Raw genomic sequence first — 26,175 nt, 5'->3', positions numbered from 1 at the left:
CACACGGCGACTGCGTTGATCGACGCGGTCCGCGAGCGCACACACGCTGCTCGTGTGGCGGAGGCGGCTGCGTTCGTCGCGGTGGGTGACTGGGCTGCGGCGCACACCTCTGAGGAGGTCGTAGGGGATCCGATCACGGCGTTGGGTGAATGGCACGACGAGTCCTACGCCGAGGCCCTGGCTGGTGACCACTTCCTCGAGCTCGGCGGCCCCGGGGCGCCGGTGGTGGCGGAGTTCTGCATCGGCGAGGTGGCCGCTGCTCGGGGGTGTTCGTTCGACGCGGCCCGGCGGTTGGTGGGGGATGCGGTGGAGCTGCGCTACCGCTTGCCCCGGGTGCACGCCCGGATCGCTGCGGGTGAGGTCGACGTGTGGCGGGGACGGCGGATCGCCCAGACCACGCGGACGTTGACGTTCGAGGGCGCGGGGTTCGTCGACCGCCACGTGGCGTACGTCGCGGCCAAGGCCACCGGTCCCGAGGTCGACCGGCTGGTGGCGGAGGCCGCGGCTCGGTTCGACCCCGAGACCTCCGAGGCGGAACGGGCCGAGGCCGACGGCGGCCGGCACCTGACGATCGAGCTGGGCGACGTCGCCTACGCGGACCCGCTCAGCGGCACCCTGCGCGGCACCGTCGACATCCACGGGACGCTGGACCTGGCTGATGCGCTCGACCTGGAACGCACCGTCGCGCACGTCGCCCGGCAACTGACTGACCTGGGCTGCGACCAGGACCACGACGTCCGCCGCTCCATCGCTCTCGGTGAGATCGCGCGGCGCTGCGACGGGGTGGCGACGTTGGAGTACGACGCGGACCAGCCGCCCACGCAGCCGCCCACGCCGGCGCGGACACGGCGGGAGGTGGTGCTCTTCGTCCACCTCGACCAGGCCGCCATCACCGGCGTCACCACCGGGTTCGGTCCGGGGATCGACGCCTGCACCGGCACGACCGGCATCGACCTCGCCCGCCTCGACACCCCCGGCGCACCGCGTGGAGCGGTGACGGTCGAGCAGGTCCAGGCCTGGTGCGCCAGCCCCGACACCACCGTCACGATCAAGCCGGTCATCGACCTCAACCAACACGACGCCGTGAACGGCTACACCCCACCGGACCGCATCGCCGACCACGTCAGAGCCCGCTGGCCCCGCTGCGTCTTCCCCTACTGCACCCGCTCATCGAGAACCGCCGACCTCGACCACTGCCGCGCCTACGAGGACAACGGCCCACCCGGCCAGACCTCGACCAAGAACCTGTACCCGCTGTGCCGGCGTCACCACCGCATGAAGACCCACCGCGAGATGACCACCGGCAACAAGTGGACCTACCGCCCCACCCATCCAGACAACGGCGAACCACCCAACGCACTCATCTGGACCAGCCCGACCGGCCTGCGCTACCTCGTCGACCGAGACGGCACCCGCCCCTGGCCACCAACGACCACCTAGCGCCGCCCACGCCTCACCGCCGCCCGCCCACACCCGTGGCCGGGCGGCGCAGCATGCCCCGGGGGCGTCAGACGTCGGCGACCGACCCCGCCCCGGCGCGCCCCGGCACCACCCGTGCTCTCCACACCACATCGAGCTCGGGCCGTCCGGTGGCGCTGCGGTCGACCCGCTCCACCGCGAACCCCTCGCGCTCGTAGAACGCCCCGGCCCGCGCGTTGCCGGCGAAGTGCTCGATGAGGAGACGGGCCACGTCCGGTGGAAGTGACGCGACCACGGCCTCGATCAACCGTGGCCCGAGGCCGTGCCCGCGGCGCGACGGGTCGACGTACAGCTTGTAGATCACGACGTCGACGCCCTCCCGCGCGTGCTGGGCCACTCCGACGATGCGGTCGTGCGCGACGGCCACGAGCAGCTGTCCGGCCGTCACGGCGGCGCGGATCTGCTCCGGCCGCCACCAGTCGGTGACCTGCTGACGCGCGGCGTCGGCGCCGATGAGCGGCGTGTAGTGCGGCGGGACGTGGGCCTCGCCGAAGGCGCAGACGGCGTCGACGTCGTCGACCCGGGCCGGCCGCACGACGACGTCCTCGGAAGTGCTCACCGTGCCGATGATGGCGAACGGGCGTGGACGCGGCAACCGACGTGGTCGACGCTCCCGCGTACGATCGCGGACGTGGCGATCCAACCCATCCGGCTCTTCGGCGACCCCGTCCTGCGCAGGCGCGCGACCGAGGTGGTCGACTTCGACCGCGAGCTGCGCCAGCTCGTGGCCGACCTCACCGACACGATGCTCGACGCGCCTGGCGCCGGCCTGGCCGCGCCCCAGATCGGTGTCGGGCTGCGGGTGTTCACCTGGAACGTCGGGGGCGAGCTGGGCCACCTGGTCAACCCCACGCTCGAGCTCTCGGAGGAGGAGCAGCTCGACCTCGAGGGCTGCCTCTCGCTGCCCGAGCTGACCTACGAGTGCCGGCGTGCGCTCTCGGTGGTGGCCCGCGGCTTCGACATGCACGGGGAGCCCGTGACGATCAACGGCTCCGAGCTGCTGGCGCGCGCCATCCAGCACGAGACGGACCACCTCGACGGCGTGCTCTTCATCGACCGCCTCGACGACGCGGCCCGCAAGGCCGCGATGCGGGAGATCCGGGAATCGGAGTGGTTCGGCCTGGAGAAGCCGACGGTCAAGGTGTCCCCGCACCCGACGGGCCCGTTCGGACGCTGAGCGGCGTAGGCTCTCCCGGTCCCGCTGCCGTCCCGACCAGGAGCAACCACCCCCTCATGCGCGTCGTTTTCGCCGGCACCCCCGAGGTCGCCGTACCCGCCCTCAACGCGATCGCCGACTCCGCCCACGAGCTCGTGGGCGTCGTCACCCGACCGGACGCCCCGGCCGGTCGAGGTCGCAAGCTGGTCGCGAGCCCCGTCGCGCAGCGTGCCGAGGAGCTCGGCGTCCCGGTCCTCAAGCCCGAGCACCCGCGCGACCCGGAGTTCCAGGAGGCGCTGAAGGCGCTGCGTCCCGACTGCTGCCCGGTGGTGGCGTACGGCGCGCTCCTGCCCCAGTCGGCCCTCGACATCCCCGAGCACGGCTGGGTGAACCTCCACTTCTCGGTGCTCCCCGCGTGGCGCGGCGCCGCGCCGGTGCAGCACTCGGTCTGGGCCGGTGACGAGGTCACGGGCGCGACGACGTTCCGCATCGTGAAGGCCCTCGACGCCGGTCCGACGTTCGGCGTCATGACCGAGCGGATCCGCGCGACGGACACGTCCGGCGATCTCCTGGCCCGTCTCGCCGAGGGCGGTGCCGGCCTCCTCGTCGCCACCCTCGACGGCATCGCCGACGGGTCGCTCGAGGCCCGGGAGCAGCCCGAGGACGGCGTGTCGTTCGCGCCGAAGATCCTCGTGGAGGACGCCGAGATCGACTGGAGCGAGCCCGCCGTTGCGGTCGACCGCCGCGTGCGCGCCTGCACGCCCGCGCCCGGTGCCTGGTCGACGCAGGTCGTCGACGGCGAGACGCAGCGCATCAAGATCGGCCCGGTCACGATCGCCGACGACCGCGACCGCCTCGCCCCGGGCGAGCTCGAGGTCACCAAGAACGCGGTCTTCGTCGGCACGAGCACCGTCCCCCCGTGCGGCTCGGCGAGGTCAAGGCCTTCGGCAAGAAGCAGATGCCGGCCGCCGACTGGGCCCGTGGCGTCCGGCTCGAGTCGGGCACCCGGTTCGGCGCCTGACGTGCCGGGGACCGGCATGAGCGACGAGCCGGTCGGCTCGGCGCCGCGCACCGGGGCCTCGCATGGCTGACCCCCGTCGCCGCGGCGGTCGGCCCACCGGAGCCCGCTCCGGGGGGCGTCCGCCCGCCGCGCGCCGCTCCGCCGACCCGGCCCGGCTCGCGGCGTACGACGTCCTCCGCGCCGTCCGCGTCGACGACGCCTACGCCAACCTCGTGCTGCCCGACGTCCTGCGCAAGCACGGACTGGGCGGGCGCGACGCCGGCTTCGCGACCGAGCTCGCGGCGGGCACGATCCGTCGGCAGGGCACGTACGACGCGGTCCTCGCCACCTGCGTCGACCGGCCGCTCGTCAAGGTCGAGGCCAAGGTGCTCGACGCGCTGCGCCTCGGCGCCCACCAGCTGCTCTCCATGCGGGTGCCCGCCCACGCGGCGATCAGCACCACGGTCGACCTCGTGCGTGCACGGGTCGGGCAGGGGCCGGCCGGCTTCACCAACGCCGTCCTCCGCAAGGTCGCGGCCCACGACCTGCCGGCCTGGGTGCGTCGTGTCGCCCCCGACCCGGGCACCGACCCGGTCGGGTTCGGCTCGGTCGCGCACAGCCACCCCCGATGGGTCGTCGCGGCGTTGACCGACGCTCTGACCGCCTCCGGACGCCCCGACGACCTCGACGCCCTGCTGGCGGCGGACAACGAGGCCCCGGGGGTCACGCTGGTGGCCCGTCCCGGTCGCATCGACCGCGACGGGCTCGTGGTGCAGGCCGAGGGCGAGCCCACGGCGTACTCGCCCGTCGGCGTCAGCCTGCCCGGCGGCGATCCCGGGGCCCTGCCCGCCGTCGCGGCCGGCGACGCGGGCGTGCAGGACGAGGGCTCGCAGCTCGTCGCGCTCGCCCTCGCGGAGGCTGCGGAGGGCGGCGCCGGGGAGCGGTGGCTCGACCTCTGTGCCGGTCCGGGCGGCAAGGCCGCGCTGCTCGCCGCCCTGGCCGCCCAGCGGGGCGCCCGGCTCACGGCCAACGAGGCGCAGGAGCACCGCACCGCGCTCGTACGGCGCGCCCTCAGCCTCGCGGACGGCTCGCTGGCGCCGGGGGTCGAGGACGTGGTGACCGGCGACGGCACCGCTCCCCGCTGGGACGCGGGCACGTTCGACCGGGTGCTCGTGGACGCGCCGTGCTCCGGGCTCGGCGCGCTGCGGCGGCGGCCCGAGTCGCGCTGGCGGCGCCAGCCCTCGGACCTGCGCACGCTCGTCCCCCTGCAGGAGCGGCTGCTCGGCGCTGCCCTCGACCTCGTGCGTCCGGGCGGGACCGTGGTCTACGCGACGTGCTCGCCGGTGCCGGCGGAGACCGTCGGCGTGGTCGACGCGGTGCTCGCGGGGCGCGACGACGTGGAGGCGGTGGACGCGACGGCGGTGCTGCCGGAGGTGCCCGACGCCGTCGGCCCCACCCTGGCGACGGGCGCCGTCACGCTGCAGCTGTGGCCGCACGTGCACCGCACCGACGCGATGTTCGTCGCGGTGCTGCGCCGGCGCTGAGCCGGCGTACCGGCGCTTTCAGTCCTCGACGACGTGCCGCAGGTAGCGGCCCGGGGCGTCCATGAACCGGCGCCAGTGCTGCACCAGCTCGAGCTCCTCCCAGCTCGTCTCGCGGAGCCCCCACGGGCCGACCTCGAGGATGCGGGCGCCGGGGAGCGAGGCGAGCACGGGGGAGTGGGTCGCGCACACGACCTGGCCGCCCTCCGCTGCGATCGCGTGGAGGTGCCCCACGAGCGCCAGGCTGGCGGAGAAGGAGAGCGCGGCCTCCGGCTCGTCCAGGCAGTAGAAACCCGGTCCGTCGATCCGGTTGCGCGCCACCTCGAGGAACGACTCGCCGTGGGACAGCTCGTGGAAGACCGGGTCGCGGCGGTTGCCACCGGTCTGCTCGACGAACGTGTACCAGCTGTGCATGGTCTCGGCGCGCAGGAAGAACCCCCACCGTCCGGACCCGATCCCGCGCTGGACCTCCAGCGCCCACCCGAGGCGCGACTCACTGCGCCTTGTCTCCTGACCGCCGTTGCGCGAGCCGCCCTCGACCGGCAGCCCGTACGCCTCGGCCAGTCCCTCGACGACCGTCGACTTGCCCGAACCGTTCTCGCCCACGAGGAACGTCACTCCCGGTGCGGGTTCGAAGCCCTCGCGGACGACCTGGGCCACCGCCGGCACGGTCATGGGCCACTGCTGCTGCGGGAGGCGACGCTCGTCGACGTACATCCGGACCACGGGAGGTTCGTCGAAGCGCACGTGGCGAACCTACGACCTCCCACCGACACTCGCTCGGGTGGTGCGGCTACGGGCCCGCCGACCGGTTACCGGGCGCGCATGAGCGAGCACCCCGACGACCAGGTCCCCACCGAGCCCAACGAGGTGGTGTCGTCCGACGCCGCTCGCGACCCCGACGACCCCGCGACGACGGGCCCCTCCGACGACGCGATCCCCTCCGCCGACGGGGACGACGTCGAGGACGTCGCCCACGGCCGCACCGAGCGCGATGGTCCCGGCCCGTCCGACGGCGCGACCCCGGGGAGCAACCGCACGGCCTGAGGGCCGTCCGCCGAAAATGCGGACGCGGCGGCGCCCGACCCTGGCAGGATCGGCGGGGTGCTCCTGACCGTCTCGACCACCCACCGGCCCGCGACCGACCTGGGGTACCTGCTGTTCAAGCACCCCGACCGCGTGCAGGAGTTCGAGCAGTCCTTCGGGTCGGCGACGGTCTTCTACCCGGAGGCGACGGAGGAGCGGTGCACGGCAGCGCTCGTGCTCGACGTCGACCCGGTGCGCCTCGTGCGCTCCCGTCCGCAGGGCACGCCGGACTTCTCGCTGGCGCAGTACGTCAACGACCGGCCCTACGCGGCGTCCTCCCTCCTCGCCGTCGCGATCCGCCGGGTGTTCAGCACGGCCCGCAGCGGCCGGTGCGACGCACGCCCCGAGCTCGCGGGCACGCCGATCCCGCTGGAGGTGCGCCTGCCCGCGGTGCCCTGCCGCCCCGGCGGTGAGACGGGACGCGAGCTGCTGCGCCGCATCTTCGAGCCCCTGGGGTGGGAGGTGGACGCGCGCGACGTGCCGCTCGACGAGACGATCCCGGACTGGGGACCGTCGCGGTACCTCGACCTGACCCTGCGGGGCCGGGTCGTGCTCGCCGACGCGCTCAACCAGCTCCACGTGCTGCTGCCGGCGCTCGACCAGGCGAAGCACTACTGGCAGGCGCCGGACGAGGTCGAGAAGCTCCTCCGCTCGGGCGGCGACTGGCTCGCCACCCACCCGGAGCGGGACCTCATCACCCGGCGCTACCTGGGTCGGCGGCGGGCGCTGGCGCGCGAGGCGCTCGCGCGGCTCGAGGAGCTGGACGGCCGGGCCGCGGCCGAGGTCGAGCCCGAGACCGACGAGAGCGGGCGGCCGGAGGGCCAGGGCAAGCGGGCCCGCCCGCCCCTCAACCAGCTGCGCCGCGAGGCGGTGCTCGGCGTGCTCGACGAGCTGGCCGCGGCCGGCGCCACGAGCGTCGTCGACCTGGGCTGCGGCGGCGGACAGCTCCTGGCGGACGTGCTCGCCCGCCCGGCGTACGCCGTCGTGGCCGGCACCGACGTCTCCGCCGTCGGTGTGCTCGCCACGCAGCGCCGGCTCCGGGTCGACGAGCGCTCCCTGCGGCGCACCCCGGACCGCCAGGCCGAGGCCCTCCGCGCCCGCATCAGCGTCTTCCAGGCCTCGGTCACCTACACCGACGAGCGGTTCGCCGGGTACGACGCGGCCGTGCTCATGGAGGTCGTGGAGCACCTCGATCCCGAGCGGCTGCCCGCCCTGGAGCGTGTCGTCTTCGGCGAGGCGCGCCCCGGCGCGGTCGTGGTGACCACCCCCAACGCCGACCACAACGTCCGCTACCCCGGCCTGACCGGGTTCCGGCACCCCGACCACCGGTTCGAGTGGTCGCGCGAGGAGTTCGCCGCGTGGTGCGACGGCGTGGCCGCGCGCACCGGCTACACGGTCGAGCGCCGCTGGGTCGGCGAGGTCGATCCCGAGGTCGGCGCGCCCACGCAGATGGGGGTGTTCCGCCGTGGCTGAGCCTCGATCCCTCGGTGTCCCCGCCGCGGGTCTCGTGCTGCTCGTCGGCGCGTCCGGCAGCGGCAAGTCGACCTTCGCCGCGCGCCACTTCGCCCCGACCGAGGTCGTCTCGTCCGACACCTGTCGCGCGCTCGTCGCCGACGACGCGGAGGACCAGTCGGCGACGCCCGACGCGTTCGACCTCCTGCAGCACCTCGTCGGCATCCGCCTGCGCCGGGGCCTCCTGACGGTCGTCGACGCCACCAACGTGCAGTCGGATGCCCGCGCACAGCTGGTGTCGCTGGCGCGCAGCCACGACCTCCTCGTCGACGCGATCGTGCTCAAGGTCCCCGCCCGGGTCGCCGTCGAGCGCCACCGCGCGAGCGGACGGACCTTCGGTCGCGTGCCCGTCGAGCGGATCGTCGAGCGGCACGACCGCGACCTTCGCCGTTCGCTGCGCGGGCTGCGCCGCGAGGGCTTCCGCCGGGTCCACGTGCTCGACGGCGTCGAGGAGGTCGACGCCGCCACGATCGTGCGTGAGCGCTCCTGGAACGACCGGCGCGAGCTCACCGGACCGTTCGACATCGTCGGCGACGTGCACGGCTGCGCCAGCGAGCTCCGCACCCTGCTCGAGCGGCTCGGCTGGCGGCTCGAGCGCGACGACGCGGGGCGGGCCGTCGGCGCCCACCACCCCGAGGGCCGCACCGCGGTGTTCGTCGGCGACCTCGTCGACCGCGGCCCCGACACCCCGGGCGTGCTCCGGCTCGTGTCCGGCATGGTCGCGGCGGGCACGGCCCTCTGCGTCACGGGCAACCACGAGGACAAGCTCGTCCGGGCGCGCTCCGGGGCCGCCGGGTGACGGTGGCGCACGGCCTCGAGGAGTCCTTGGCCCAGCTGGCGGAGGAGACCGCCGAGTTCCGCGAGCGGATGACCGCGTTCATGGACGGCCTGGTGGCGCACTACGTGCTCGACGAGGGCCGGCTCGTGGTCGCCCATGCGGGCCTCAAGGAGGCCTACCACGGCCGTTCCTCGCGGCGGGTCCGCGCGTTCGCGCTCTACGGCGACACCACCGGCGAGACCGACGACTTCGGCCTTCCCGTGCGCTACCCCTGGGCGCAGGACTACCGCGGGAGCGCGACGGTCGTCTACGGCCACACGCCGGTCCCGACCGCGGAGTGGGTCAACGGCACTATCTGCCTCGACACGGGCGTCGTCTTCGGTGGAGCCCTGACGGCGCTGCGCTACCCCGAGCGTGAGCTCGTCGACGTACCGGCGGAGCGGGAGTGGTACGCGCCCGCCCGCCCCCTCGTGCCCACGGTCCCGGAGCGCGAGCCCGGGGCGCTGGCCGCGGCCGACGTCCTCGGCACGCGCTGGCTGGACACGACGTTCGGCCCGCGCGTGAAGGTGCCGGAGGAGAACGCGGCCGCCGCGCTCGAGGTGATGAGCCGGTTCGCGGTCGACCCGCGCTGGCTCGTCCACCTGCCGGCGACGATGGCGCCCGTCGCCACGTCGACGCTCGACCGCTTCCTCGAGCACCCGGACGAGGCGTTCGAGGAGTACACCCGCGCGGGCGTCACGACCGTCGTGTGCGAGGAGAAGCACATGGGCTCGCGGGCCGTCGCCGTGCTCGCGCGGGACGCGGCGACCGCCGAGCGCCGCTTCGGGATCGCCGACGGCTCGACGGGCCAGGTCGTGACCCGCACGGGCCGTGCCTTCTACCCGGGCGAGCTCGGTCGTCGCCTCGTCGCCTCCCTCACCGAGGCCGCGGCGCCGCTTCTCGAGCGCCTCGGCACCGACTGGCTCGTCCTCGACACCGAGCTGCTGCCCTGGTCGGCGAAGGCGGGGGAGCTCATCCGTGAGCAGTACGCCGCGGTCGGCGCCGCCGCCTCCGTCGCCCTGCCCGCCACCCAGGAGGCGCTCGACGCCGCCCTGGCCCGGGGCCTCGACGCGCCGGCGCTGACGGCCCTCGCGGACCGCACGCGTCGTCGTACCCACGCCGCTGCGGCCTTCCGCGACGCCTACCGCGGCTACGTGCGCCCCACCGACGGGCTCGACGGGGTCACCGTGGCGCCGTTCGCGGTGCTGGCGGGCGAGGGGGAGGCGTACGCCGCGACGCGGTCCCACCGCTGGCACCTCGAGCAGGTCGCGACGATGCACGGTCACCCGCTGGTGACGCCGACCCGGCACCGCTTCGTCGACCTGGCGGACGCCGGGCAGCGCGCTGCTGCGACCCAGTGGTGGCTGGACCTCACCGCAGCGGGCGGCGAGGGCATGGTCGTCAAGCCGGCCGACGACGTGCCGGTACCGGGTGACGGCCGGCGCGTGCAGCCGGGCGTCAAGGTGCGCGGGCGGGAGTACCTGCGCATCATCTACGGCCCCGACTACCTCGACGCCCTCGACGTGCTCCGCCAGCGGCACCTGGGGCGCAAGCGCGACCTGGCGCTCAAGGAGCACGGGCTCGGCCTCGACGCGCTCGTGCGCTTCGTCGCGGGGGACCCGCTGTGGGAGGTGCACCAGCGGGTGTTCGCCGTGCTGGCGCTCGAGTCGGAGCCGGTGGACCCGCGGCTCTGAGGCCCCTCAGGCAGCGGCCTCCTCCGCAGCACGCAGGTGCACGGTCCGCAGCCGGGTCAGCACGATCGGCACCATGACGAGGTAGGCGGCCGCCCCCAGCAGGTACGGCGCGCGCAGCGCCGTCTCACGACCGACCTCGGGCTCGAGGAGGTGGATGACGAGGGCACCGAGGGGGGCGCCGAGCGCCATCATCCCCCAGCCGAAGAACCGGTAGGCCGCGTTGACCCGGCCCAGCAGGTGGTCGGGGATGATGCGCTGGCGCAGGGAGACGGTGACCACGTTCCAGAGCACGACCGTGAGGCCGGTGACCAGCTCGATGCTCCAGAACAGCCAGGGCGACGACGACAGCCCGGCGGCCGCGAGGCCGAGGCCCATGCCGGCGACGGCGAGCAGGAGCGTGGGCCCGGGGGACAGACGCCGCACGATCCGCTCGCTGACGAGTCCCGCCACGACCGACCCGATCGCCGATCCGGTGAGCACGAGGCCGAAGGCCCAGCCGTCGAGCACACCGAGCACCTCCTGCACGAACAGCACGACGGCGGCGAAGGCGGCGGCGCCCATCAGGTTCATCACGCCGAGCATCAGTGCGAGCGTCCGGAGGAGGCGGTGCCGCCACAGCCAGGTGATGCCCTCGGCGAGGTCGGCGCGCCAGGACCGCGCCGTCGGCAACGATGCCGCCACGGCGCTCGCGTCGTCCGCCCCGGGGTCGACGGGTTCGGGCGCCTCCGCCGGCCGCGCCCGGTAGAGCCCGCTCATCCCGAGCAGCAGCACGGCGCTGAGCCCGAGCAGGCCGGCGTTGAGCAGGAACGGCAGGGCCACCGCGATGCCCACGAGCACCCCGCCCAGCGGTGGACCGACGAACTGGTTGGCGCTGATCTCGGCGCTCCACAGACGCGCGTTGGCCTTCTCGAGCTGCGGTCGCTCGACCAGGGCGGGCAGGAGCGTCTGGGCCGCGTTGTCCCGCAGCACCTCGGCACAGCCGAGCACGAGCGAGCTGAGCGCGAGGAGCCCGATGAGGAGGCCCGCGGCCGCGGGCGCGTCGGCGCCGGCGGCCAGCGCGGCGGGGGAGGGCAGGTCCGACTGCACGATCACCACGACGAGCCCGAGCAGCAGCACGGTGGCGCACCGCACGGCGTCCATCGCGACGACGAGCCGGCGTCGGTCGACGCGGTCGACGATGACGCCGGCGGGGAGGCTGAGCAGCAGCCAGGGCAGCCGGTTGGCGAGGCCGATGAGGGCGATCGCGGCCGGTTCGCGCGTGATCGACGACGCCAGCCACATGAGCGCGACCGTCATCAGGCCGTCGCCGAGGTTCGCCGCGGCGGCGGAGACGAGGAAGCGGCGGAACCGCGGGCCCAGGGCCGCGGGCGCGGCCGTCGCGGGAGCCAGCTCGCCTCCGCTCACGCCGTCCCCTCCGGCGACGGCTCCGGCGACTGCTCCGCCGGCTGCTCCGCCCGCTGCCCCGGTCGCAGGCCGGGTGCGGGGTGGAGCCCGACCACGAGCGCGTAGGTCACGTCGCCCTCCGCGGGCTCCTCGAGGAACTCGTCGATGAGGGCCGCCAGCCGCTCGTGCCAGGCGTGGGCACGCTCGGCGGGGATGCGCGCCTGGCGCAGGTAGGCGAACGGCGGCTGCATGCCCGCCTCGCGGGCGGCCACCTCGTCGGTCCCGGCGGCCTGCTGCGCCGCCCGGGTCAGGGTGCGGGCGGCCTCGCCGCGGGCCTCGGCGACGTGGTCGTACCAGAACACCCGGGCCGTGCGTCCGTAGTAGCGCGCCTCCAGGGCCCGCACCCGCTCGGTGCGCACGACCCGCACCAGGCCCGCGTCCTCGAGGACCTTGAGGTGGTGACCGACCGTGCCCTTCGGCTTGCCCAGCACCTCGGCGAGCTCCGTGGTCGTCGCGGCGCGGTCGAGCAGGAGCGTGACGATCCGCGCTCGCGTGTCCTCGAAGAGGGCGCGGTACTGCTCCGGCCGCTCGACGGCCAGCTCGTCGGCGAGGTCGTAGTCGGGTGAGCGGGGCGGCGTACGGTCGGTCATGGTCGTATGGTCGGCGGAAGCCGTACGTTTCGCAAGTGCCGACCATCGGTGACCCGCCCGCCCCGTCACTAGGGTGGTCACGTGCCGTCGAAGCCGCCCGCCGTGGAGATCGAGGTCGAGGACCGCGTCGTGCGGATCTCCAACCCCGACCGCGTCTACTTCCCGGAGTCGGGCGCCACCAAGCTGGATGTCGTCGAGTACTACCTCGCCGTCGCCGACGGGATCACCGGCGCGCTGCACGAACGACCGTGCATGCTGCACCGCTTCCCGAAGGGCCTCGCGGGCGACAAGGTCCACCAGAAGCGCCTGCCCGCCGGCGCGCCCGACTGGGTCGAGACCGTCGAGCTGTTCTTCCCGCGGTGGAAGCGCACCGCCGACGAGCTGTGCGTGACCGAGCCGGCCGCCGTCATCTGGGCGGTCCAGATGTCGACCGTGGAGTTCCACCCCTGGAACAGCCGTCGGGGTGCCGTGGAGCAGCCCGACGAGTGGCGCATCGACCTCGACCCCGGCCCGGGCTGCGACTACGCCACGATCCGTCGCGTCGCCCATGTGGCGCACGAGGTGCTCGACGAGCTCGGCGCCGTCGGCTACCCGAAGACCAGCGGGAGCAAGGGCCTCCACGTCTACGTCCGGATCGCCGCCGAGCACGGCCACGGCGACGTACGCCGCGCGGCGCGCGCCTTCGCCCGCGAGGTCGAGCGGCGTGCGCCCGAGCTCGTGACGACGGCCTGGTGGCGCAAGGACCGCGACCCCGCCGCGGTCTTCGTCGACTTCAACCAGAACGCCCGCGACCACACGATCGCCAGCGCCTACTCCCTCCGCGGCCTGCCCGACGCCCGTGTCTCCACCCCGATCCGCTGGGACGAGGTCGACGACGCCGACCCGCGGGACCTCACGATGTTCACGGTCCCGGCGCGGTACGCCGAGCTCGGCGACCTCCACGCCGGCCTGCACGCCGACGAGCACGTCTTCGACATCGCCCCGCTGCTCGCGTGGGCCGAGCGCGACGAGCGCGACGAGCCGGACGAGCCGGACGAGCCGGACGAGCCGGACGACCCGGGCGGGGAGCCCACGGCCTAGGATCGCCGCCCGTGGGCATCCAGATCACGCCGAGCATCCTCAACGCCGACTTCGCGAACCTCGGGGCGGAGGTGGCGCGCATCCCGAGCGCGGACATGGTCCACGTCGACGTCATGGACAACCACTTCGTCCCCAACCTGACCTTCGGGCCGACGATGGTCGAGGCGCTCGCGCGCTCCACCGACATCCCGCTCGACGCGCACCTCATGATCGAGGACCCCGACCGCCACGCCCCGACGTACGTCGAGGCGGGGTGCGCCTCCGTGACCTTCCACGTGGAGGCGGCCCGTGCCCCCGTGCGCCTGGCGCGGGAGATCCGCTCGGCCGGTGGCCGGGCGAGCATGGCCCTGCGTCCGGCGACGCCGGTGGAGCCCTACGAGGACCTGCTGCCCGAGCTCGACATGCTGCTGCTCATGACCGTCGAGCCCGGCTTCGGCGGCCAGAAGTTCCTCGACCTCGTGCTGCCCAAGCTCCGCCGCGCCCGCGCTATGGTCGAGCGGCACGGTGTCCGGACGCTCCTCCAGGTCGACGGCGGCGTCTCGCTGGAGACGATCGAGCGCTGCGCCGAGGCGGGCGCCGACGTGTTCGTCGCCGGCAGCGCGGTCTACTCCGCCGACGACCCCGACGCGATGATCGCCGCGCTGCGCGCGAAGGGCGACGCCGCCCGCGCCTGAGCCCGTGCGCGGGTCACGGGGGTCCACGGAGCGGGACCCCCGCCGACCGCCGGTGCCGTGTGCTTCAATTCCCACCAGACGAGTTGACCAACTCGCGTGCACTGGGGTCGGTGAAATTCCGAGCCGGCGGTGAGAGTCCGCGACCCGTCCGCAGCCAGCGGACGGTTGACCAGGTGGAATTCCTGGACCGACGGTCAGAGTCCGGAAGGGAAGCGCACGCAGGACGGTCGTCCTCGTGCGGCCTCCGCGGCAGCACGCGCACGACCCGCCCCGCCCGAGCATCCCGCAGCGCCCCGGCGCCCGCGACGTAGCCGGGAAGCAGGGCATGACGCACACCGCGAGCACGACGAGCGCCGAGCGCGACGCCATGGAGCGCGCGCTGCTCCTGGCGCGCGTGCACGGCGTCCCCGGCCCGAACCCCCGCGTCGGCTGCGTCCTGCTCGCCCCCGACGGCGCGGTGCTGGCGGAGGGCTACCACCGGGGCGCCGGTACGCCGCACGCCGAGGTGGACGCGCTCTCCCGGGCGGCCGCGGCGGGAGCCGAGGTGCGGGGTGCGACCGCCGTCGTGACCCTCGAGCCCTGCAACCACACGGGCCGCACCGGGCCCTGCGCCCAGGCGCTCCTGGCAGCCGGCGTCGCCCGCGTGGTCGTGGGCCAGGCCGACCCGAACCCGCTCGCGGCCGGAGGAGCGACGACGCTCCGGGAGGCGGACGTCGAGGTCGTCGAGGGCGTGCTCGCGGGCGAGGCCGCGCAGCTCAACCGGGCGTGGACGTTCGCGGTGACCCACGGCCGCCCCTTCGTGACCTGGAAGTTCGCCACGACGCTCGACGGACGCAGCGCCGCCGCGGACGGCACGAGCCGCTGGATCAGCTCGCCGGCGGCGCGCCGCGACACCCACCGGCTCCGCGGGGAGTGCGACGTCATGCTCGTCGGCACGGGCACGATCGTGACCGACGACCCGCTCCTCACCGTGCGCGACGCGGACGACCAGCCGCTCCCCGTGCAGCCGCTCCGCGTGGTCATGGGGGAGCGCGACCTGCCCGGCGACGCCCGGGTGCTCGGTCCGGACGCGGAGACGCTGCACCTGCGGACCCGGTCGCCCCGCGAGGCCCTCGAGGCGCTCCACGCCCGCGAGGCCCGCCACGTGTTCCTCGAGGGCGGCCCCACGCTGGCGGCCGCGTTCGTCGCGGACGGGTTCGTCGACGAGGTGGTCGTCTACGTCGCGCCCCTCCTGCTCGGCGCCGGCCGCAACGCGGTCGCCGACCTGGGCATCACGACGATCACCGATGCGTTGCACCTGCGCGTCGTCGACGCCGGCGTCGTCGGCGAGGGCGACGAGACCAACGTGCGGCTGGTGCTCCGGCCGCCGACCCGCGAAGGAGAGGCCTGAGATGTTCACCGGCATCGTGGAGGAGCTCGGCTCGATCGCCGCGATCGAGGACCAGGGCGACGCCGTACGGCTCGTCGTGGAGACCGCGGTCGTGCTCGAGGACGCGCACCTCGGCGACTCGATCGCGGTCGACGGCTGCTGCCTGACCATCACCGAGCACGACGGCACCCGCTGGACCGCCGACGTCATGGCCGAGTCCCTGCGGCGCACCACCCTCGGCGAGCGCACGCCGGGGGACCGCGTCAACCTCGAGCGCGCGGTCCGCGCCGACCAGCGCCTCGGCGGCCACGTCGTGCAGGGCCACGTCGACGGGGTCGGGCGGGTGCTCGACCGGCGCCCGAGCGAGCACTGGACCGTCGTGGAGATCGGCTACCCGGCGGAGCTGGCCCGCTTCCTCGTCGAGAAGGGCTCCATCACGGTCGACGGCATCAGCCTGACGCTGGTGGAGGTCGGCGAGAGCAGCTTCACGGTCAGCCTCATCCCGGAGACCCTCGCCCGCACGACGCTGGGCTTCCGCGCGGTCGGCGAGCCCGTCAACCTCGAGGTCGACGTGATCGCCAAGCACGTGGAGCGTCTCGTCGTCGGCGGCTACGCGGACGAGGCCCTCGCCCGCATCGCCGCCCGCCAGGCGGAGGGCGGAGCGGCATGAGTCCCCTCGAGTGGCTGCTGCACGGCCACGTCGCCGTCGGCTCGGGCTACCTCTCGGTCCCCGAGGTCGTCGGCAACCTCTTCGGCCTCGCGAGCGCCCTGCTCGGCATGCGCCGCGTCGTCTGGGCGTGGCCCGTCGGCCTCGTCGGCAACGTCCTGCTCTTCGGCGTCTTCGCGTGGGGCGAGCTGAGCAACGTCGTCGCGGACCCCCTGTGGGGCCAGGCCGGCCGCCAGGTCTTCTTCGCTGCCGTCGGCGTCTACGGCTGGTGGCGCTGGCGCGCCGCCCGCCGGGCCGGTGGCGCCCCGGACGGCGGGGCCGTCGTGCCGCGCTGGGCCGGCGTCGCCGGCTGGGTCCAGCTCGTGCTCCTCGGCGTCGTGGGGTACGCCGCGGCGTACGTCGTGCTCCAGCGGCTCGGCTCCTGGGGACCCGCCACGGAGGCGTGGATCCTCGCGGGCTCGATGCTGGCGACCTACGGCATGGCGCGCGGCTGGGTGGAGTTCTGGCTCGTCTGGCTCGCCGTCGACGTGGTCGGCGTGACGACCCTGCTCGAGGCGGGGTACTACCCGACGGCGGTCATGTACCTGGTCTACGCCGGCTTCGTCGTGCTCGGCTTCGTGACCTGGCTGCGGGCCGAGCGTCGGCTGCGTCCCCTCGAGCAGTCCCTCGGGCACCCCCCGATCCACCCCGCCACCCCCGATCCCACCGGCACGGCGCCCGAGCCGGCCGCACGTTGAGGAGAACCACCATGAGCGAGAGAGTCCGTCTCGACTCCGTCGAGCGCGCCGTCGCCGACATCGCCGCCGGCAAGGCCGTCGTCGTCGTCGACGACGAGGACCGCGAGAACGAGGGCGACATCATCTTCGCCGCCGCGAAGGCGACGCCGGAGCTGATGGCCTTCACCATCCGGCACTCCTCGGGCGTGATCTGCGCCCCGATGCCCGGCGACATGCTCGACCGGCTCGAGATCCCGCTCATGACGCCCCACAACCGCGACCCGCTGCGCACGGCGTACACGATCTCCGTCGACGCCCGCGACGGCACCACGACCGGCATCTCGGCGGCCGACCGCGCCCGCACGGTGAAGGTGCTCGCCGACTCCGCGACCGAGCCCTGGGAGCTGACGCGCCCGGGCCACGTGTTCCCGCTGCGCTACCGCGAGGGCGGCGTGCTCGTGCGGCGCGGCCATACCGAGGCCGCGGTCGACCTGGCGCGCATGGCCGGCCTCACGCCCGCCGGCGTGCTGGTCGAGATCGTCAACGACGACGGCACCATGAAGCGCGCTCCGGAGCTGCGGGCCTTCGCCGACGAGCACGACCTCGCGATGATCTCGATCGAGGACCTCGTGCGCTACCGCCGCCGCACCGAGCAGCACGCGGTGCGGGTCGCCGAGACCCGCCTCCCGACGGCGCACGGCGAGTTCACCGCCGTCGGCTACCGCATCACGATCGACGGCAGCGAGCACGTCGCCCTGGTCCACGGGGACATCTCGGACGCGAGCGAGGCCGACCCGGTGCTGGTGCGCGTGCACTCGGAGTGCCTCACCGGCGACGTCTTCGGCTCGCAGCGCTGCGACTGCGGCCCGCAGCTCGACGAGTCGCTGGCCCGCATCGTCGAGGAGGGCCGCGGCGTCGTCGTCTACCTCCGCGGCCACGAGGGCCGGGGCATCGGCCTCGTCGCCAAGCTGCAGGCCTACCAGCTGCAGGACGGCGGCCGCGACACCGTGGACGCCAACCTCGACCTCGGCCTGCCCGCCGACGCGCGGCACTACGGGACGGCGACGCAGATCCTCCGCGACCTCGGCGTCTCCTCGGTGCGCCTGCTCACCAACAACCCGGAGAAGACGTCGAACCTGGAGGAGTACGGCGTGCACGTCACCGAGCGCGTGCCCCTCGCCCCCCGGCCGAACGACCACAACATCGCCTACCTGCGCACCAAGCGCGACCGCATGGGCCACCAGCTCGACGGCCTCGACGCCTACGTGGCGCGCATCGCCGACCCGCACCTGCGGGACGCGGCCCTCGCCGACGAGGCCGACCTCGTGGTCGACCCGCCCCGCGTGGACGCGGTGACGCACGACCCGAGCGGCAACGCGACCATCCCGAACGTGCACGACGACCGGCACGCCCACGACCTCGAAGGAGACCGCCGATGAGCGGCCACGGAGCCCCCGACCAGCGTCCCGGTGACGCGTCCGACCTGTCCGTCGCCGTCGTCGCCGCGAGCTGGCACGACGTCGTCATGGACGGCCTGCTCGCCGGCACCCACCGCGCGCTGGCGGACGCGTCGGTGACCGCGCCCACCGTCGTACGGGTGCCGGGGACGTTCGAGCTCCCCGTCGTCGCCGCCGCGCTCGCGGCGACGCACGACGCCGTGGTGGCCCTCGGCGTGGTCATCCGGGGCGGCACGCCGCACTTCGAGTACGTCTGCTCCGCGGCGACCGACGGGCTCACCCGCGTGGCGCTCGACAGCGGCACGCCCGTCGGCTTCGGCGTGCTGACCTGCGACACCGAGGCGCAGGCCCTCGACCGCGCCGGGCTCGAGGGCTCGGCGGAGGACAAGGGCTACGAGGCGACGTCGGCGGCCCTGGCGACCGCGCGGCTGCTGAAGGACCTCGCGGTCGGGAGCACGGCGGCGACGCCGTAGGCTGAGCGCCCGTGAAGACGTTCGAGGAGCTCTGGGTCGAGCTCGAGGACAAGGCCCGCACGCGTCCCGACGGCTCCGGCACGGTGGCCGAGCTGGACGCGGGCGTGCACGCCATCGGCAAGAAGCTGGTCGAGGAGGCCGCGGAGGTCTGGATGGCCGCCCGCTTCGAGTCGAAGGAGCAGGTGGCGCTCGAGGTGAGCCAGCTGCTCTACCACGCGCAGGTCATGCTGCTCGCGAGCGGCGTGACGCTCGACGACGTCTACTCCCATCTGTGAGCGCCCCGGTCCCGTCCGTCCGCTCACCCAGGAAGTCCCCGAGATGACCATCCCCAGCACGACCGACCTGCTCCGCGTCGCGGTGCCCAACAAGGGCGCCCTCTCGGTCGCCTCGGCCGAGATCCTCTCCGAGGCCGGCTACAAGCAGCGCTCCGACTCCAAGAAGCTCACGCTGGTCGACGCCGAGAACGGCGTCGAGTTCTTCTACCTGCGGCCGCGCGACATCGCGCTGTACGTCGCGGACGGCACGCTCGACATCGGCATCACCGGCCGTGACCTGCTGCGCGACTCCGGCGCGAACGCGGCCGAGCTGCGGCCGCTCGGCTTCGGCCGCTCGCGGTTCTTCTTCGCCGGCCCCGCCGGTCGGTACTCCGGCCCCGAGGACCTCCACGGCCTCCGGATCGCGACGTCGTACGCCGGCGTGGTGCAGGCCTACCTCGACGAGAACGGCATCGACGCCACGGTGACCCGGCTCGACGGTGCGGTGGAGACCAGCATCCAGCTGGGTGTCGCCGACGTCATCGCCGACGTGGTGGAGACGGGCTCGACGCTGCGCCAGGCCGGGCTCGCCACCTTCGGCGCGTCGCTCCTGGAGTCGGAGGCGGTGCTCATCGGCCGTCCCGACGACGAGCGCACGGCCGAGCAGGCGGGCGCGCTCCGCGTGTTCCGGCGGCGCGTCGAGGGCGTCCTCGTGGCGCGCAGCTACGTGATGATGGACTACGACATCGCCGAGACCGACGTCGCCGCCGCGACGGCCGCGGCGCCCGGCATCGAGTCGCCGACGATCTCGCCGCTGCAGCGCGAGGGCTGGGTCGCGGTGCGGGTCATGGTGCCCCGCGCGAACGCGCAGCGGCTGATGGACGAGCTCTACGACCTGGGCGCGCGCGGCATCCTCATGACGGAGATCCATGCCTGCCGCCTCTGAGCCCGGTCGGCCGGCGCTGCCCCGCACGTGGCGCCCGCTGGGCACCTCGATCGCCGCGGGCTTCTCCAGCGCGACGGTCCTGGTGGCGATGCTGGCCGCGTGGTTCCTGCTCGACGCCGAGGTGCGGGACAACTTCTCCTGGTACCAGCGCATCACCATGCTGCTCCTCCTCGCCGGTGCCGGCGCGGTGCTCTGGGGCGTGGTGCGCTGCCGCGTGACGGCGACCACCGACGGTCTCGTCGTGGTGAACGGCTACCGGCGGTACTCCTACGAGTGGGCGCAGGTCGTCGCGGTGCGGATGCCCGACGGCGCCCCGTGGGCCACGATCGACCTGTCGGACGGCACGGCCCGCCCGGCGATCGGCATCCAGGCCTCCGACGGCTCCCGCGCCCGCACCGCCGTCCGCGAGCTGCGCGAGGTCATCGACGCCGCCTGACCTGCGTCGAGTTGGGTCGGACGGCGCGGCGTTCGCGTCGAGTTGGGTCGGACGGCGCGGCGTTCGCGTCGAGTTGGGTCGTACGGCGCGGCGTTCGCGTCGAGTTGGGTCGTACGGTGCGGTGTTCGCTGATCCGAGTTCAACCGTTCGACCAAACTCGACGGTTCTGCCGCGACGTACGACCAAACTCGACGTCAACCCCTCAGCGGACCACCCGACCGTGCGCGTCGAGGCGCACGTCGGCGGCGGCGCGGGTGCCGTGGGCGCCGAAGTGCACGGTCTCGGCACGCGACCAGGCCCGCAGGTGCTCCGCCGCGGCCTCCCCGTCGCGCTCGATCCCGCGGCGCAGCCGCAGCGCCGCGGGCGCCTCGACCCACACCAGCACGCTCCGGTACGCCGCGAGCGGCGCCGCTCCCGACCCGACGCCCTCGAGGACCACGACGCCACGGGGACCGACCGCCGCCACCTCGTGCTCCTCGGCGAAGGCCCCGGCGTACCAGTCGTAGCGCCGGTACCGCCCCGCTCGTCCGTCCGCCAGCGGCTCCACGACGTCCCGCGCCACCCGGCCGGGCGCGGCACCCAGGCCGTCCCACCCGTCGTACTGGTCGTCCATGTGCAGCTCGACCACGTCGTGGCTCGCGGCCGCGAGCGCCCGCGCGAGGGCGGCGGCCGCCGTGGTCTTGCCGGATCCCGACGGGCCGTCCACGCAGACGAGCCGGCCGGCACCGAGCCGGGCCGGGGACCGGGCCACGAGCCGCAGCAGCACCTCGAGCGTCCCGGCGGGCAGGGCCTCCGCCGGGGGCAGCTCAGCCGAAGGCCTGGCCCGCGCCACGGTAGGTGGGGACGGTCTCGGTGATCCGGTCGCCGGCGAGCAGGTGCGCGACGTCGGTGTGCTCGAAGAGCTCCCCCGACTTGGCGTGCCGGAACCACACCAGCTCCCCGATGCGCAACAGGTCGGCGCCGGGGCCGACCAGCGGCGTCTGCACTTCGCCGGCCGCCTCCAGCGCCGTCAGCTCCAGCCCGGGCGGCGCCCAGGGGAGGACCTGGCGGTCGGGTCCGGCGGGACCGGACGCCGTGTACCCGCCCCCGTGCACCGTCGCGACCCCCGGACCCGGACGGCGCGTCACGGGCACCCCGAAGTACGCCGCGGGCCGCGGCGCGAAGGAGCGGTAGTGGTCGAACAGGCCGGGGACGAGCAGGCCGGAGCCGGCCGTGACCTCGGTGACCGACGGGTCGGCGGCGGACTCGGCGATCGAGCCGGAGCCGCCGGCGTTGAAGAAGGAGAGGTCGGCCAGCTCGGCAATCCCGGTCGCCACGGCTTCCCGACGCTCGCGCAGCTGCGCCAGGGACGCCTGCTTGATGCGCCGCACGACGGCCATCCGGGGCGCCTGGCCCGGCACCCGGTCGGGCACCCCGGCGACCTGTCCCTCGTAGGTCATGACCCCCACCAGCACGAACCCCGGCCGCTCGACGACGGCCCGCGCCAGCGCCAGGGTGGCCTCCGCGCTGCGCAGCGGCGAGCGCTTCGGCCCGACGTGCACGCCTCCGGGTGCCTGCAGCCCGGCGTCCACGTCGATCGCGACGCGCACGGGCACGGCCTTGGAGGACCGCACGCTGTCGACGACGTCGAGGTGGGCGAGGTCGTCCACCATGATCGTCACCGCGCCGGCGGCCGACGGCGAGGACGTGAGGCGCCGCAGTGCGGGGAGGTCCACGGTGGGGTAGGCGACGACGACGTCGTCACTGATGCCCTCGTCGACCAGCCACAGCGCCTCGCGCAGGGTGTAGCCCAGCACCCCGGCGAAGCCGTCCCGCGCGAGCGCGCGCTGCACCAGCGCGGGGACGCGCAGCGACTTCGAGGCCACCCGGATCGGCGTCCCGCCGGCCCGCGCGACGAGGTCGTCGGCGTTCGCGTCGAAGGCGTCGAGGTCGACGACGGCGCACGGCGTCGCGGGCGCGGGGTCGAGCCGGGAGACGGCGGTGCCCAGCCGGGCGGCGAGGCGGTGCCGCTCGACGAGCGCGGGGACGGACCGGCGGCCCGCCACGTCAGCTGATCCCTCGGCGGCGCAGGATCGCCTCGATGTCGTCGAGGTCGTCGTCGCCGCTCGCGCGGCCACGTCCGGCGGGCGGAGCCGCCGGCGCACGGCGGTCCGCCGGGGCCACGGCCGGACGACCGGCCCCGTCCTCGACCTGCCGCGGAGCAGCCGTGCGCGGGCTCGTCCCCACGCCGCGCGCGGCGAGCGCGCCGCCGAGCAGCACGAGCAGCACGCCCGCGCCGGCCAGCGCGATGCCCGTCCACACGACGGGGGAGAACACGAGGCCGCGGGCCCAGTCGCCGACGTCGACGGCGATCTCCCCGGCCAGCTCGAGCGTGCCGGTGAGGTACGCCGCGGGCGCCAGCAACGTCAACCCGGCTCCCCGCACGGCGGCGGCCACGCCCCGCGTGCGCCAGGCCACGACGGTCCAGATGGCCCCGATGGCGGAGAGCACGACGGCGAGGGCGAGCCAGGTTGCGTCCACCCCTCCACCCTAGGCCGTCCGGGGTGGGGGAGCGGGTGCACCGGTTCGGTCGGCGGCGGCGCGGCTGGCATCATGGCGCGGGTGAGTGGACCCCTCGCCCCGCAGGACCGCTTCGCCGGACGCGTCATCCCGACGTCGGCCTTCGGCGACGACACCGGCGAGGCCCCCGAGGCCCTGGCGGCCGTGCTCGCGGCGTACGCCGCGGGGGAGGCCGACGACGCCGACGTGCTCGCGGTGCTGGGCGAGTCCCGGCTGCTCGTGCCCGTCGTCGCCGTGCTCGGCGAGGTCGAGGTCGACGAGAACGGGCTGGCCCACGACAAGAGCAGCGACATGGCCACCGTGCTGGTGACGGGCCGCGACGGCCGTCGGGCCCTCCTCGCCTTCACCGGCCAGGAGGCGCTGACCCGGTGGCGAGCCGACGCCCGCCCGGTGCCCGTCGCGACGCAGCTCGCCGCCGCGTCGGCGCTGCAGGACGGCGCGGCGGCCATCGTCGTCGACATCGCCGGCCCCGTGCGCTTCGTCGTGCCCGGCGACGACCTCGGCGCGCTCGCGCGCGGGTGGGAGCTGCGCCGCGTGGCCGGCGGCCACGCGTGGATTGGCGTCGAGGCGGAATAGTCCACTACTGTCTCCCGTTGACCGATCAGTGGTGAGCTGCGCCTGCAGCGATCCGCCGATCTCCAAGCGGAGACCAGCAGCAATCCCGTCTCCCACCCGCACCGGCCGCCAGGTCGTCGGGTCCGGTCGAGGCGGCGCCCCGCGTGCGGGGTCGTCGGCTCACGCGTCGCTCGACGCCCTCCTCCGGGAGGTGTCGTGGTGGCGTGGCGACGTGGTCGCGACTGGCTTCCGCTAGGACACCCTTGTCAAGCGGGAGCCTTTTTTCGTTCTCCGGCCCGGTCGCTCCGGGCGGGTGCACGCGGGCCGGTTCCCGTCCGCCGTACCCCCAGGAGGACACATCAGCACCGAGCTGCGCATCAACGATCGGATCCGGGTCTCCGAGGTCCGACTTGTCGGTCCCAACGGCGAGACCGTCGGCATCGTCCCCACGGGCGACGCACTTCGACTCGCGCAGGAAGCCGGCCTCGACCTCGTCGAGGTCGCGCCCATGGCGCGTCCGCCGGTCTGCAAGCTCATGGACTACGGCAAGTTCCGCTACGAGACCGCCCAGAAGGCCCGCGAGGCCCGACGGAACCAGTCGAACGTGATCATCAAGGAGATGAAGCTCCGGCCGAAGATCGACTCGCACGACTACGAGACCAAGAAGGGTCACGTCGTGCGGTTCCTCAAGGCCGGAGACAAGGTCAAGATCACGATCATGTTCCGCGGTCGCGAGCAGCACCGCCCCGAGCTCGGGTTCCGGCTGCTGCAGCGCCTCGCCGACGACGTGGAGGAGCTGGGCTTCGTCGAGTCGTCGCCGAAGCAGGACGGCCGCAACATGATCATGGTGCTCGGGCCCCACAAGAAGAAGGCCGACGCTCGCGTCGAGGCCGAGGCCGAGAAGGCGTCGCGCGCCGCGGAGCGGGCCGAGGCCGTGGCGGAGGAGCGCGCCGAGCGCGACGCCGCCCACGCGGCCGGGCCGGTGGCGCAGAAGAAGGAGCGCCGCCGCTCGGAGAACCTCGACCCCGAGATCGAGGCCTGAGCAGCACCACCGACGTCCCACGGCGGCGGGCGAGACGTCCGCCGCCGGTTGTCGAACGCGCCACCCGTCCGCCGGCGGGTGGCACCGAAGAAGAGAGTTGAGTCAACGATGCCGAAGAACAAGAGCCACTCGGGCGCCGGCAAGCGGTTCCGGGTGACGGGCAGCGGCAAGATCCTGCGGGAGAAGGCCGGCAAGCGCCACAACCTCGAGAAGAAGCCCTCGAAGGTCACCCGCCGCATGACGGGCACCGTCGAGGTCGCCGCGGCCGACGTGCCGCGCGCCAAGAAGCTGCTGGGTCGCTGACCCTCCCACCCCCCTCGGGAGTCGAGCACGACCCCGCACCATCCTCGATCTAGGAGATTCACGTGGCACGCGTCAAGCGGGCGGTCAACGCCCAGAAGAAGCGCCGGACGACCCTCGAGCGCGCCAGCGGCTACCGCGGCCAGCGCTCGCGCCTCTACCGCAAGGCGAAGGAGCAGGTCACCCACTCGCTGGTCTACAGCTACAACGACCGCCGCAAGAACAAGGGCAACTTCCGTCGCCTGTGGATCCAGCGCATCAACGCCGCGGCGCGTGCGCAGGGCATGACCTACAACCGCTTCATCCAGGGCCTCGGCCTCGCGGGTGTCGAGGTCGACCGCAAGATCCTCGCGGAGCTCGCGGTCAACGACACGGCCGCGTTCAACGCGCTCGTGGAGACGGCCCGGGCCGCGCTGCCCGAGGACGTCAACGCGGAGAAGGCCTCGGCCTGACCAGCAGCACCCCCGCCGCACCGGACCCGGCGCTCCTCACCACGAGGAGCGCCCGGGTCAGGGAAGCGCGGAAGCTCAGCCGCCGCTCGGTGCGAACCGAGCGGCGGCTGTTCGTCGTGGACGGCCCGAAGGGCCTCGAGGCCGCCCTCGAGACGCCCGGCCGCGTGCGGGAGGTCTTCGTGACCCCCGCTGCCGCGGAGCGGTACGGCGCGCTCATGGCCACCCTCGCCCGCACCGTGCCCGCCGTGCCCGTGCACCGGGTGGACGGCCCGGCGATGGAGGCCCTCAGCGATGCGGTGACCCCCGCCGGCGTGGTCGCGGTGTGCACGCCCCTCGACGTGCCCTTGGCCGAGCTGCTCGCCCCCGGCCCGCGCCTGGTGGCCCTCTGCGCCGACGTGCGCGACCCGGGCAACGCCGGCACCGTCGTCCGGTGCGCCGACGCGGCGGGCGCCGACGGGGTGGCCCTCCTCGGCAACGCCGTGGACCTGCACAACCCGAAGACCGTGCGGGCGAGCGTCGGGAGCGTCTTCCACCTGCCGATCGCCGTCGAGACGGACGTCGCGTGCGCGGTGGCCGCGGTGCGCGCCGCCGGGCTGCGGGTGCTGGCCGCCGACGGCGGCGGTCGGCTCGACCTGTTCGAGGCGGAGGCGTCGGGCCTGCTGGCCGAGCCCACCGCGTGGCTGCTCGGCAACGAGGCCTGGGGCCTGCCCGAGGAGGTCGCGGCCCTGGCGGACGACGTCGTCAGCATCCCCATCCACGGCCGGGCGGAGAGCCTCAACCTGGCGACCGCCGCCGCGCTCTGCCTCTACGCCTCGGCCCGTGCCCAGCGGGCGGCAGGCGCCGCGGCACCCCGCCCCTAGGGGCGCGCCCGCCTAGG

The 26,175-nt window shown here is 74.5% G+C and carries 29 protein-coding genes, 1 pseudogene and 1 riboswitch; of the genes and pseudogenes, 23 read left to right on the top strand and 7 right to left on the bottom strand.

Going from position 1 to position 26,175, the window contains the following annotated elements; all coding sequences use genetic code 11:
• The first annotated feature begins 141 nt into the window (after positions 1–141).
• Entirely contained in the window at positions 142–1,440 is a 1,299-nt protein-coding gene (locus QE405_RS07935; protein WP_307199655.1) for an HNH endonuclease signature motif containing protein, read from the top strand.
• 67 nt (positions 1,441–1,507) lie between these two features.
• On the opposite strand, the gene QE405_RS07930 is transcribed toward QE405_RS07935, so the two are convergent.
• Complete coding sequence (locus tag QE405_RS07930; protein WP_307199654.1) at positions 1,508–2,038, bottom strand: GNAT family N-acetyltransferase; 531 nt, start codon at positions 2,036–2,038, stop codon at positions 1,508–1,510.
• Positions 2,039–2,110: 72 nt separating this feature from the next.
• On the opposite strand from QE405_RS07930, the gene def reads away from it, so the two are divergent.
• The 3 genes and pseudogenes from def to QE405_RS07915 all read left to right on the top strand — a co-directional run bounded on the left by def (position 2,111) and on the right by QE405_RS07915 (position 5,179).
• Positions 2,111–2,656 carry a peptide deformylase gene (gene def / locus QE405_RS07925; RefSeq protein ID WP_307199653.1) on the top strand — a complete coding sequence of 182 codons (546 nt, stop codon included), beginning with the start codon at positions 2,111–2,113 and terminating at the stop codon, positions 2,654–2,656.
• Positions 2,657–2,712: 56 nt separating this feature from the next.
• Positions 2,713–3,656, top strand: a pseudogene (gene fmt, locus QE405_RS07920) (methionyl-tRNA formyltransferase).
• Positions 3,657–3,718: 62 nt separating this feature from the next.
• Positions 3,719–5,179: an RsmB/NOP family class I SAM-dependent RNA methyltransferase gene (locus QE405_RS07915; RefSeq protein WP_307199652.1), complete on the top strand. Its 1,461-nt coding sequence runs from the start codon at positions 3,719–3,721 to the stop codon at positions 5,177–5,179.
• A gap of 18 nt (positions 5,180–5,197) precedes the next feature.
• Here QE405_RS07915 and QE405_RS07910 read toward each other — a convergent pair whose 3' ends face one another.
• Entirely contained in the window at positions 5,198–5,923 is a 726-nt protein-coding gene (locus QE405_RS07910) for an AAA family ATPase (protein ID WP_307199651.1), read from the bottom strand.
• A gap of 78 nt (positions 5,924–6,001) precedes the next feature.
• Between QE405_RS07910 and QE405_RS07905 the strand changes: the two genes are divergently transcribed.
• Genes QE405_RS07905 through QE405_RS07890 form a run of 4 tightly spaced genes read left to right on the top strand, consistent with a single transcriptional unit; the run spans position 6,002 to position 10,285 of the window.
• On the top strand, positions 6,002–6,223 hold the full coding sequence (locus QE405_RS07905; protein ID WP_307199650.1) for a hypothetical protein: 222 nt from the start codon (positions 6,002–6,004) through the stop codon (positions 6,221–6,223).
• 57 nt (positions 6,224–6,280) lie between these two features.
• Positions 6,281–7,735: a 3' terminal RNA ribose 2'-O-methyltransferase Hen1 gene (locus tag QE405_RS07900; protein ID WP_307199649.1), complete on the top strand. Its 1,455-nt coding sequence runs from the start codon at positions 6,281–6,283 to the stop codon at positions 7,733–7,735.
• A complete protein-coding gene (locus tag QE405_RS07895; RefSeq protein WP_307199648.1) occupies positions 7,728–8,573 on the top strand; it encodes an AAA family ATPase in 846 nt (281 codons plus the stop codon). Before QE405_RS07900 ends, QE405_RS07895 begins: the two co-directional genes overlap by 8 nt.
• Complete coding sequence (locus QE405_RS07890) at positions 8,570–10,285, top strand: polynucleotide kinase-phosphatase (protein ID WP_307199647.1); 1,716 nt, start codon at positions 8,570–8,572, stop codon at positions 10,283–10,285. The genes QE405_RS07895 and QE405_RS07890 overlap by 4 nt, the downstream gene beginning before the upstream one ends.
• Before the next feature lie 6 nt (positions 10,286–10,291).
• Here QE405_RS07890 and QE405_RS07885 read toward each other — a convergent pair whose 3' ends face one another.
• Both QE405_RS07885 and QE405_RS07880 read right to left on the bottom strand, forming a co-directional pair.
• Positions 10,292–11,689 carry an MFS transporter gene (locus QE405_RS07885; protein WP_307199646.1) on the bottom strand — a complete coding sequence of 466 codons (1,398 nt, stop codon included), beginning with the start codon at positions 11,687–11,689 and terminating at the stop codon, positions 10,292–10,294.
• Complete coding sequence (locus tag QE405_RS07880) at positions 11,686–12,318, bottom strand: ArsR/SmtB family transcription factor (protein WP_307199645.1); 633 nt, start codon at positions 12,316–12,318, stop codon at positions 11,686–11,688. Before QE405_RS07880 ends, QE405_RS07885 begins: the two co-directional genes overlap by 4 nt.
• Before the next feature lie 81 nt (positions 12,319–12,399).
• Between QE405_RS07880 and ligD the strand changes: the two genes are divergently transcribed.
• From ligD to QE405_RS07830, 10 genes are all read left to right on the top strand, one after another.
• Positions 12,400–13,398, top strand: coding sequence for a non-homologous end-joining DNA ligase (gene ligD / locus QE405_RS07875; RefSeq protein ID WP_307199644.1), 999 nt, complete (start codon positions 12,400–12,402; stop codon positions 13,396–13,398).
• A gap of 11 nt (positions 13,399–13,409) precedes the next feature.
• Entirely contained in the window at positions 13,410–14,072 is a 663-nt protein-coding gene (gene rpe, locus QE405_RS07870; RefSeq protein ID WP_307199643.1) for a ribulose-phosphate 3-epimerase, read from the top strand.
• 92 nt (positions 14,073–14,164) lie between these two features.
• Positions 14,165–14,294, top strand: a riboswitch (FMN riboswitch).
• A 103-nt stretch (positions 14,295–14,397) separates the two neighbouring features.
• Positions 14,398–15,462 (top strand): bifunctional diaminohydroxyphosphoribosylaminopyrimidine deaminase/5-amino-6-(5-phosphoribosylamino)uracil reductase RibD, encoded by a 1,065-nt coding sequence (gene ribD / locus QE405_RS07865; RefSeq protein ID WP_307199642.1) that lies wholly within the window; start codon positions 14,398–14,400, stop codon positions 15,460–15,462.
• 1 nt (position 15,463) lies between these two features.
• Positions 15,464–16,111 carry a riboflavin synthase gene (locus tag QE405_RS07860; protein WP_307199641.1) on the top strand — a complete coding sequence of 216 codons (648 nt, stop codon included), beginning with the start codon at positions 15,464–15,466 and terminating at the stop codon, positions 16,109–16,111.
• Positions 16,108–16,845, top strand: coding sequence for a nicotinamide riboside transporter PnuC (gene pnuC / locus QE405_RS07855; protein WP_307199640.1), 738 nt, complete (start codon positions 16,108–16,110; stop codon positions 16,843–16,845). The genes QE405_RS07860 and pnuC overlap by 4 nt, the downstream gene beginning before the upstream one ends.
• Positions 16,846–16,856: 11 nt before the next feature.
• Positions 16,857–18,263, top strand: coding sequence for a bifunctional 3,4-dihydroxy-2-butanone-4-phosphate synthase/GTP cyclohydrolase II (locus tag QE405_RS07850; protein WP_307199639.1), 1,407 nt, complete (start codon positions 16,857–16,859; stop codon positions 18,261–18,263).
• Positions 18,260–18,754 carry a 6,7-dimethyl-8-ribityllumazine synthase gene (gene ribH / locus QE405_RS07845; protein WP_307199638.1) on the top strand — a complete coding sequence of 165 codons (495 nt, stop codon included), beginning with the start codon at positions 18,260–18,262 and terminating at the stop codon, positions 18,752–18,754. Before QE405_RS07850 ends, ribH begins: the two co-directional genes overlap by 4 nt.
• Positions 18,755–18,765: 11 nt before the next feature.
• Positions 18,766–19,029 (top strand): phosphoribosyl-ATP diphosphatase, encoded by a 264-nt coding sequence (locus tag QE405_RS07840; protein ID WP_163772826.1) that lies wholly within the window; start codon positions 18,766–18,768, stop codon positions 19,027–19,029.
• A 43-nt stretch (positions 19,030–19,072) separates the two neighbouring features.
• Positions 19,073–19,954, top strand: coding sequence for an ATP phosphoribosyltransferase (hisG, locus tag QE405_RS07835; protein WP_307199637.1), 882 nt, complete (start codon positions 19,073–19,075; stop codon positions 19,952–19,954).
• The gene (locus QE405_RS07830; RefSeq protein WP_307199636.1) at positions 19,938–20,390 is read left to right on the top strand and encodes a PH domain-containing protein; all 453 of its coding nucleotides are present in this window, start codon (positions 19,938–19,940) and stop codon (positions 20,388–20,390) included. The genes hisG and QE405_RS07830 overlap by 17 nt, the downstream gene beginning before the upstream one ends.
• Before the next feature lie 202 nt (positions 20,391–20,592).
• Here QE405_RS07830 and QE405_RS07825 read toward each other — a convergent pair whose 3' ends face one another.
• From QE405_RS07825 to QE405_RS07815, 3 genes are read right to left on the bottom strand one after another with little or no spacing between them, the layout of a single operon-like run.
• Positions 20,593–21,222 carry a 4-amino-4-deoxy-L-arabinose transferase gene (locus QE405_RS07825; protein WP_307199635.1) on the bottom strand — a complete coding sequence of 210 codons (630 nt, stop codon included), beginning with the start codon at positions 21,220–21,222 and terminating at the stop codon, positions 20,593–20,595.
• Entirely contained in the window at positions 21,197–22,435 is a 1,239-nt protein-coding gene (locus QE405_RS07820) for an amino acid deaminase/aldolase (RefSeq protein WP_307199634.1), read from the bottom strand. Before QE405_RS07820 ends, QE405_RS07825 begins: the two co-directional genes overlap by 26 nt.
• Before the next feature lies 1 nt (position 22,436).
• Positions 22,437–22,910, bottom strand: coding sequence for a hypothetical protein (locus QE405_RS07815; RefSeq protein WP_307199633.1), 474 nt, complete (start codon positions 22,908–22,910; stop codon positions 22,437–22,439).
• An 81-nt stretch (positions 22,911–22,991) separates the two neighbouring features.
• Here QE405_RS07815 and QE405_RS07810 point away from each other — a divergent pair, with 81 nt between their 5' ends.
• From QE405_RS07810 to QE405_RS07790, 5 genes are all read left to right on the top strand, one after another.
• Positions 22,992–23,525: an SseB family protein gene (locus QE405_RS07810; protein ID WP_307199632.1), complete on the top strand. Its 534-nt coding sequence runs from the start codon at positions 22,992–22,994 to the stop codon at positions 23,523–23,525.
• A gap of 292 nt (positions 23,526–23,817) precedes the next feature.
• The gene (gene infC, locus QE405_RS07805; RefSeq protein ID WP_307199631.1) at positions 23,818–24,546 is read left to right on the top strand and encodes a translation initiation factor IF-3; all 729 of its coding nucleotides are present in this window, start codon (positions 23,818–23,820) and stop codon (positions 24,544–24,546) included.
• 108 nt (positions 24,547–24,654) lie between these two features.
• Positions 24,655–24,849, top strand: coding sequence for a 50S ribosomal protein L35 (rpmI, locus tag QE405_RS07800; protein WP_163772821.1), 195 nt, complete (start codon positions 24,655–24,657; stop codon positions 24,847–24,849).
• A gap of 62 nt (positions 24,850–24,911) precedes the next feature.
• Positions 24,912–25,298 carry a 50S ribosomal protein L20 gene (rplT, locus tag QE405_RS07795; protein ID WP_163772820.1) on the top strand — a complete coding sequence of 129 codons (387 nt, stop codon included), beginning with the start codon at positions 24,912–24,914 and terminating at the stop codon, positions 25,296–25,298.
• Positions 25,295–26,158: a TrmH family RNA methyltransferase gene (locus QE405_RS07790; protein WP_373459485.1), complete on the top strand. Its 864-nt coding sequence runs from the start codon at positions 25,295–25,297 to the stop codon at positions 26,156–26,158. The genes rplT and QE405_RS07790 overlap by 4 nt, the downstream gene beginning before the upstream one ends.
• Positions 26,159–26,175: the final 17 nt, after the last annotated feature.

The organism is Nocardioides zeae, from assembly GCF_030818655.1.
Taxonomy (GTDB): Bacteria; Actinomycetota; Actinomycetes; order Propionibacteriales; family Nocardioidaceae; genus Nocardioides; species Nocardioides zeae_A.
This window is presented reverse-complemented; position numbering and strand designations above follow the sequence as displayed.

What these genes read in the sequence shown, in the direction of transcription:
- QE405_RS07915 (WP_307199652.1), top strand. Translation starts at nt 3,719, where the DNA reads ATGGCTGACCCCCGTCGCCGCGGCGGTCGGCCCACCGGAGCCCGCTCC.
- QE405_RS07905 (WP_307199650.1), top strand. Translation starts at nt 6,002, where the DNA reads ATGAGCGAGCACCCCGACGACCAGGTCCCCACCGAGCCCAACGAGGTG.
- QE405_RS07880 (WP_307199645.1), bottom strand. Translation starts at nt 12,318, where the DNA reads ATGACCGACCGTACGCCGCCCCGCTCACCCGACTACGACCTCGCCGAC.
- ribD (WP_307199642.1), top strand. Translation starts at nt 14,398, where the DNA reads ATGACGCACACCGCGAGCACGACGAGCGCCGAGCGCGACGCCATGGAG.
- QE405_RS07860 (WP_307199641.1), top strand. Translation starts at nt 15,464, where the DNA reads ATGTTCACCGGCATCGTGGAGGAGCTCGGCTCGATCGCCGCGATCGAG.
- pnuC (WP_307199640.1), top strand. Translation starts at nt 16,108, where the DNA reads ATGAGTCCCCTCGAGTGGCTGCTGCACGGCCACGTCGCCGTCGGCTCG.
- QE405_RS07850 (WP_307199639.1), top strand. Translation starts at nt 16,857, where the DNA reads ATGAGCGAGAGAGTCCGTCTCGACTCCGTCGAGCGCGCCGTCGCCGAC.
- ribH (WP_307199638.1), top strand. Translation starts at nt 18,260, where the DNA reads ATGAGCGGCCACGGAGCCCCCGACCAGCGTCCCGGTGACGCGTCCGAC.
- hisG (WP_307199637.1), top strand. Translation starts at nt 19,073, where the DNA reads ATGACCATCCCCAGCACGACCGACCTGCTCCGCGTCGCGGTGCCCAAC.
- QE405_RS07830 (WP_307199636.1), top strand. Translation starts at nt 19,938, where the DNA reads ATGCCTGCCGCCTCTGAGCCCGGTCGGCCGGCGCTGCCCCGCACGTGG.
- rpmI (WP_163772821.1), top strand. Translation starts at nt 24,655, where the DNA reads ATGCCGAAGAACAAGAGCCACTCGGGCGCCGGCAAGCGGTTCCGGGTG.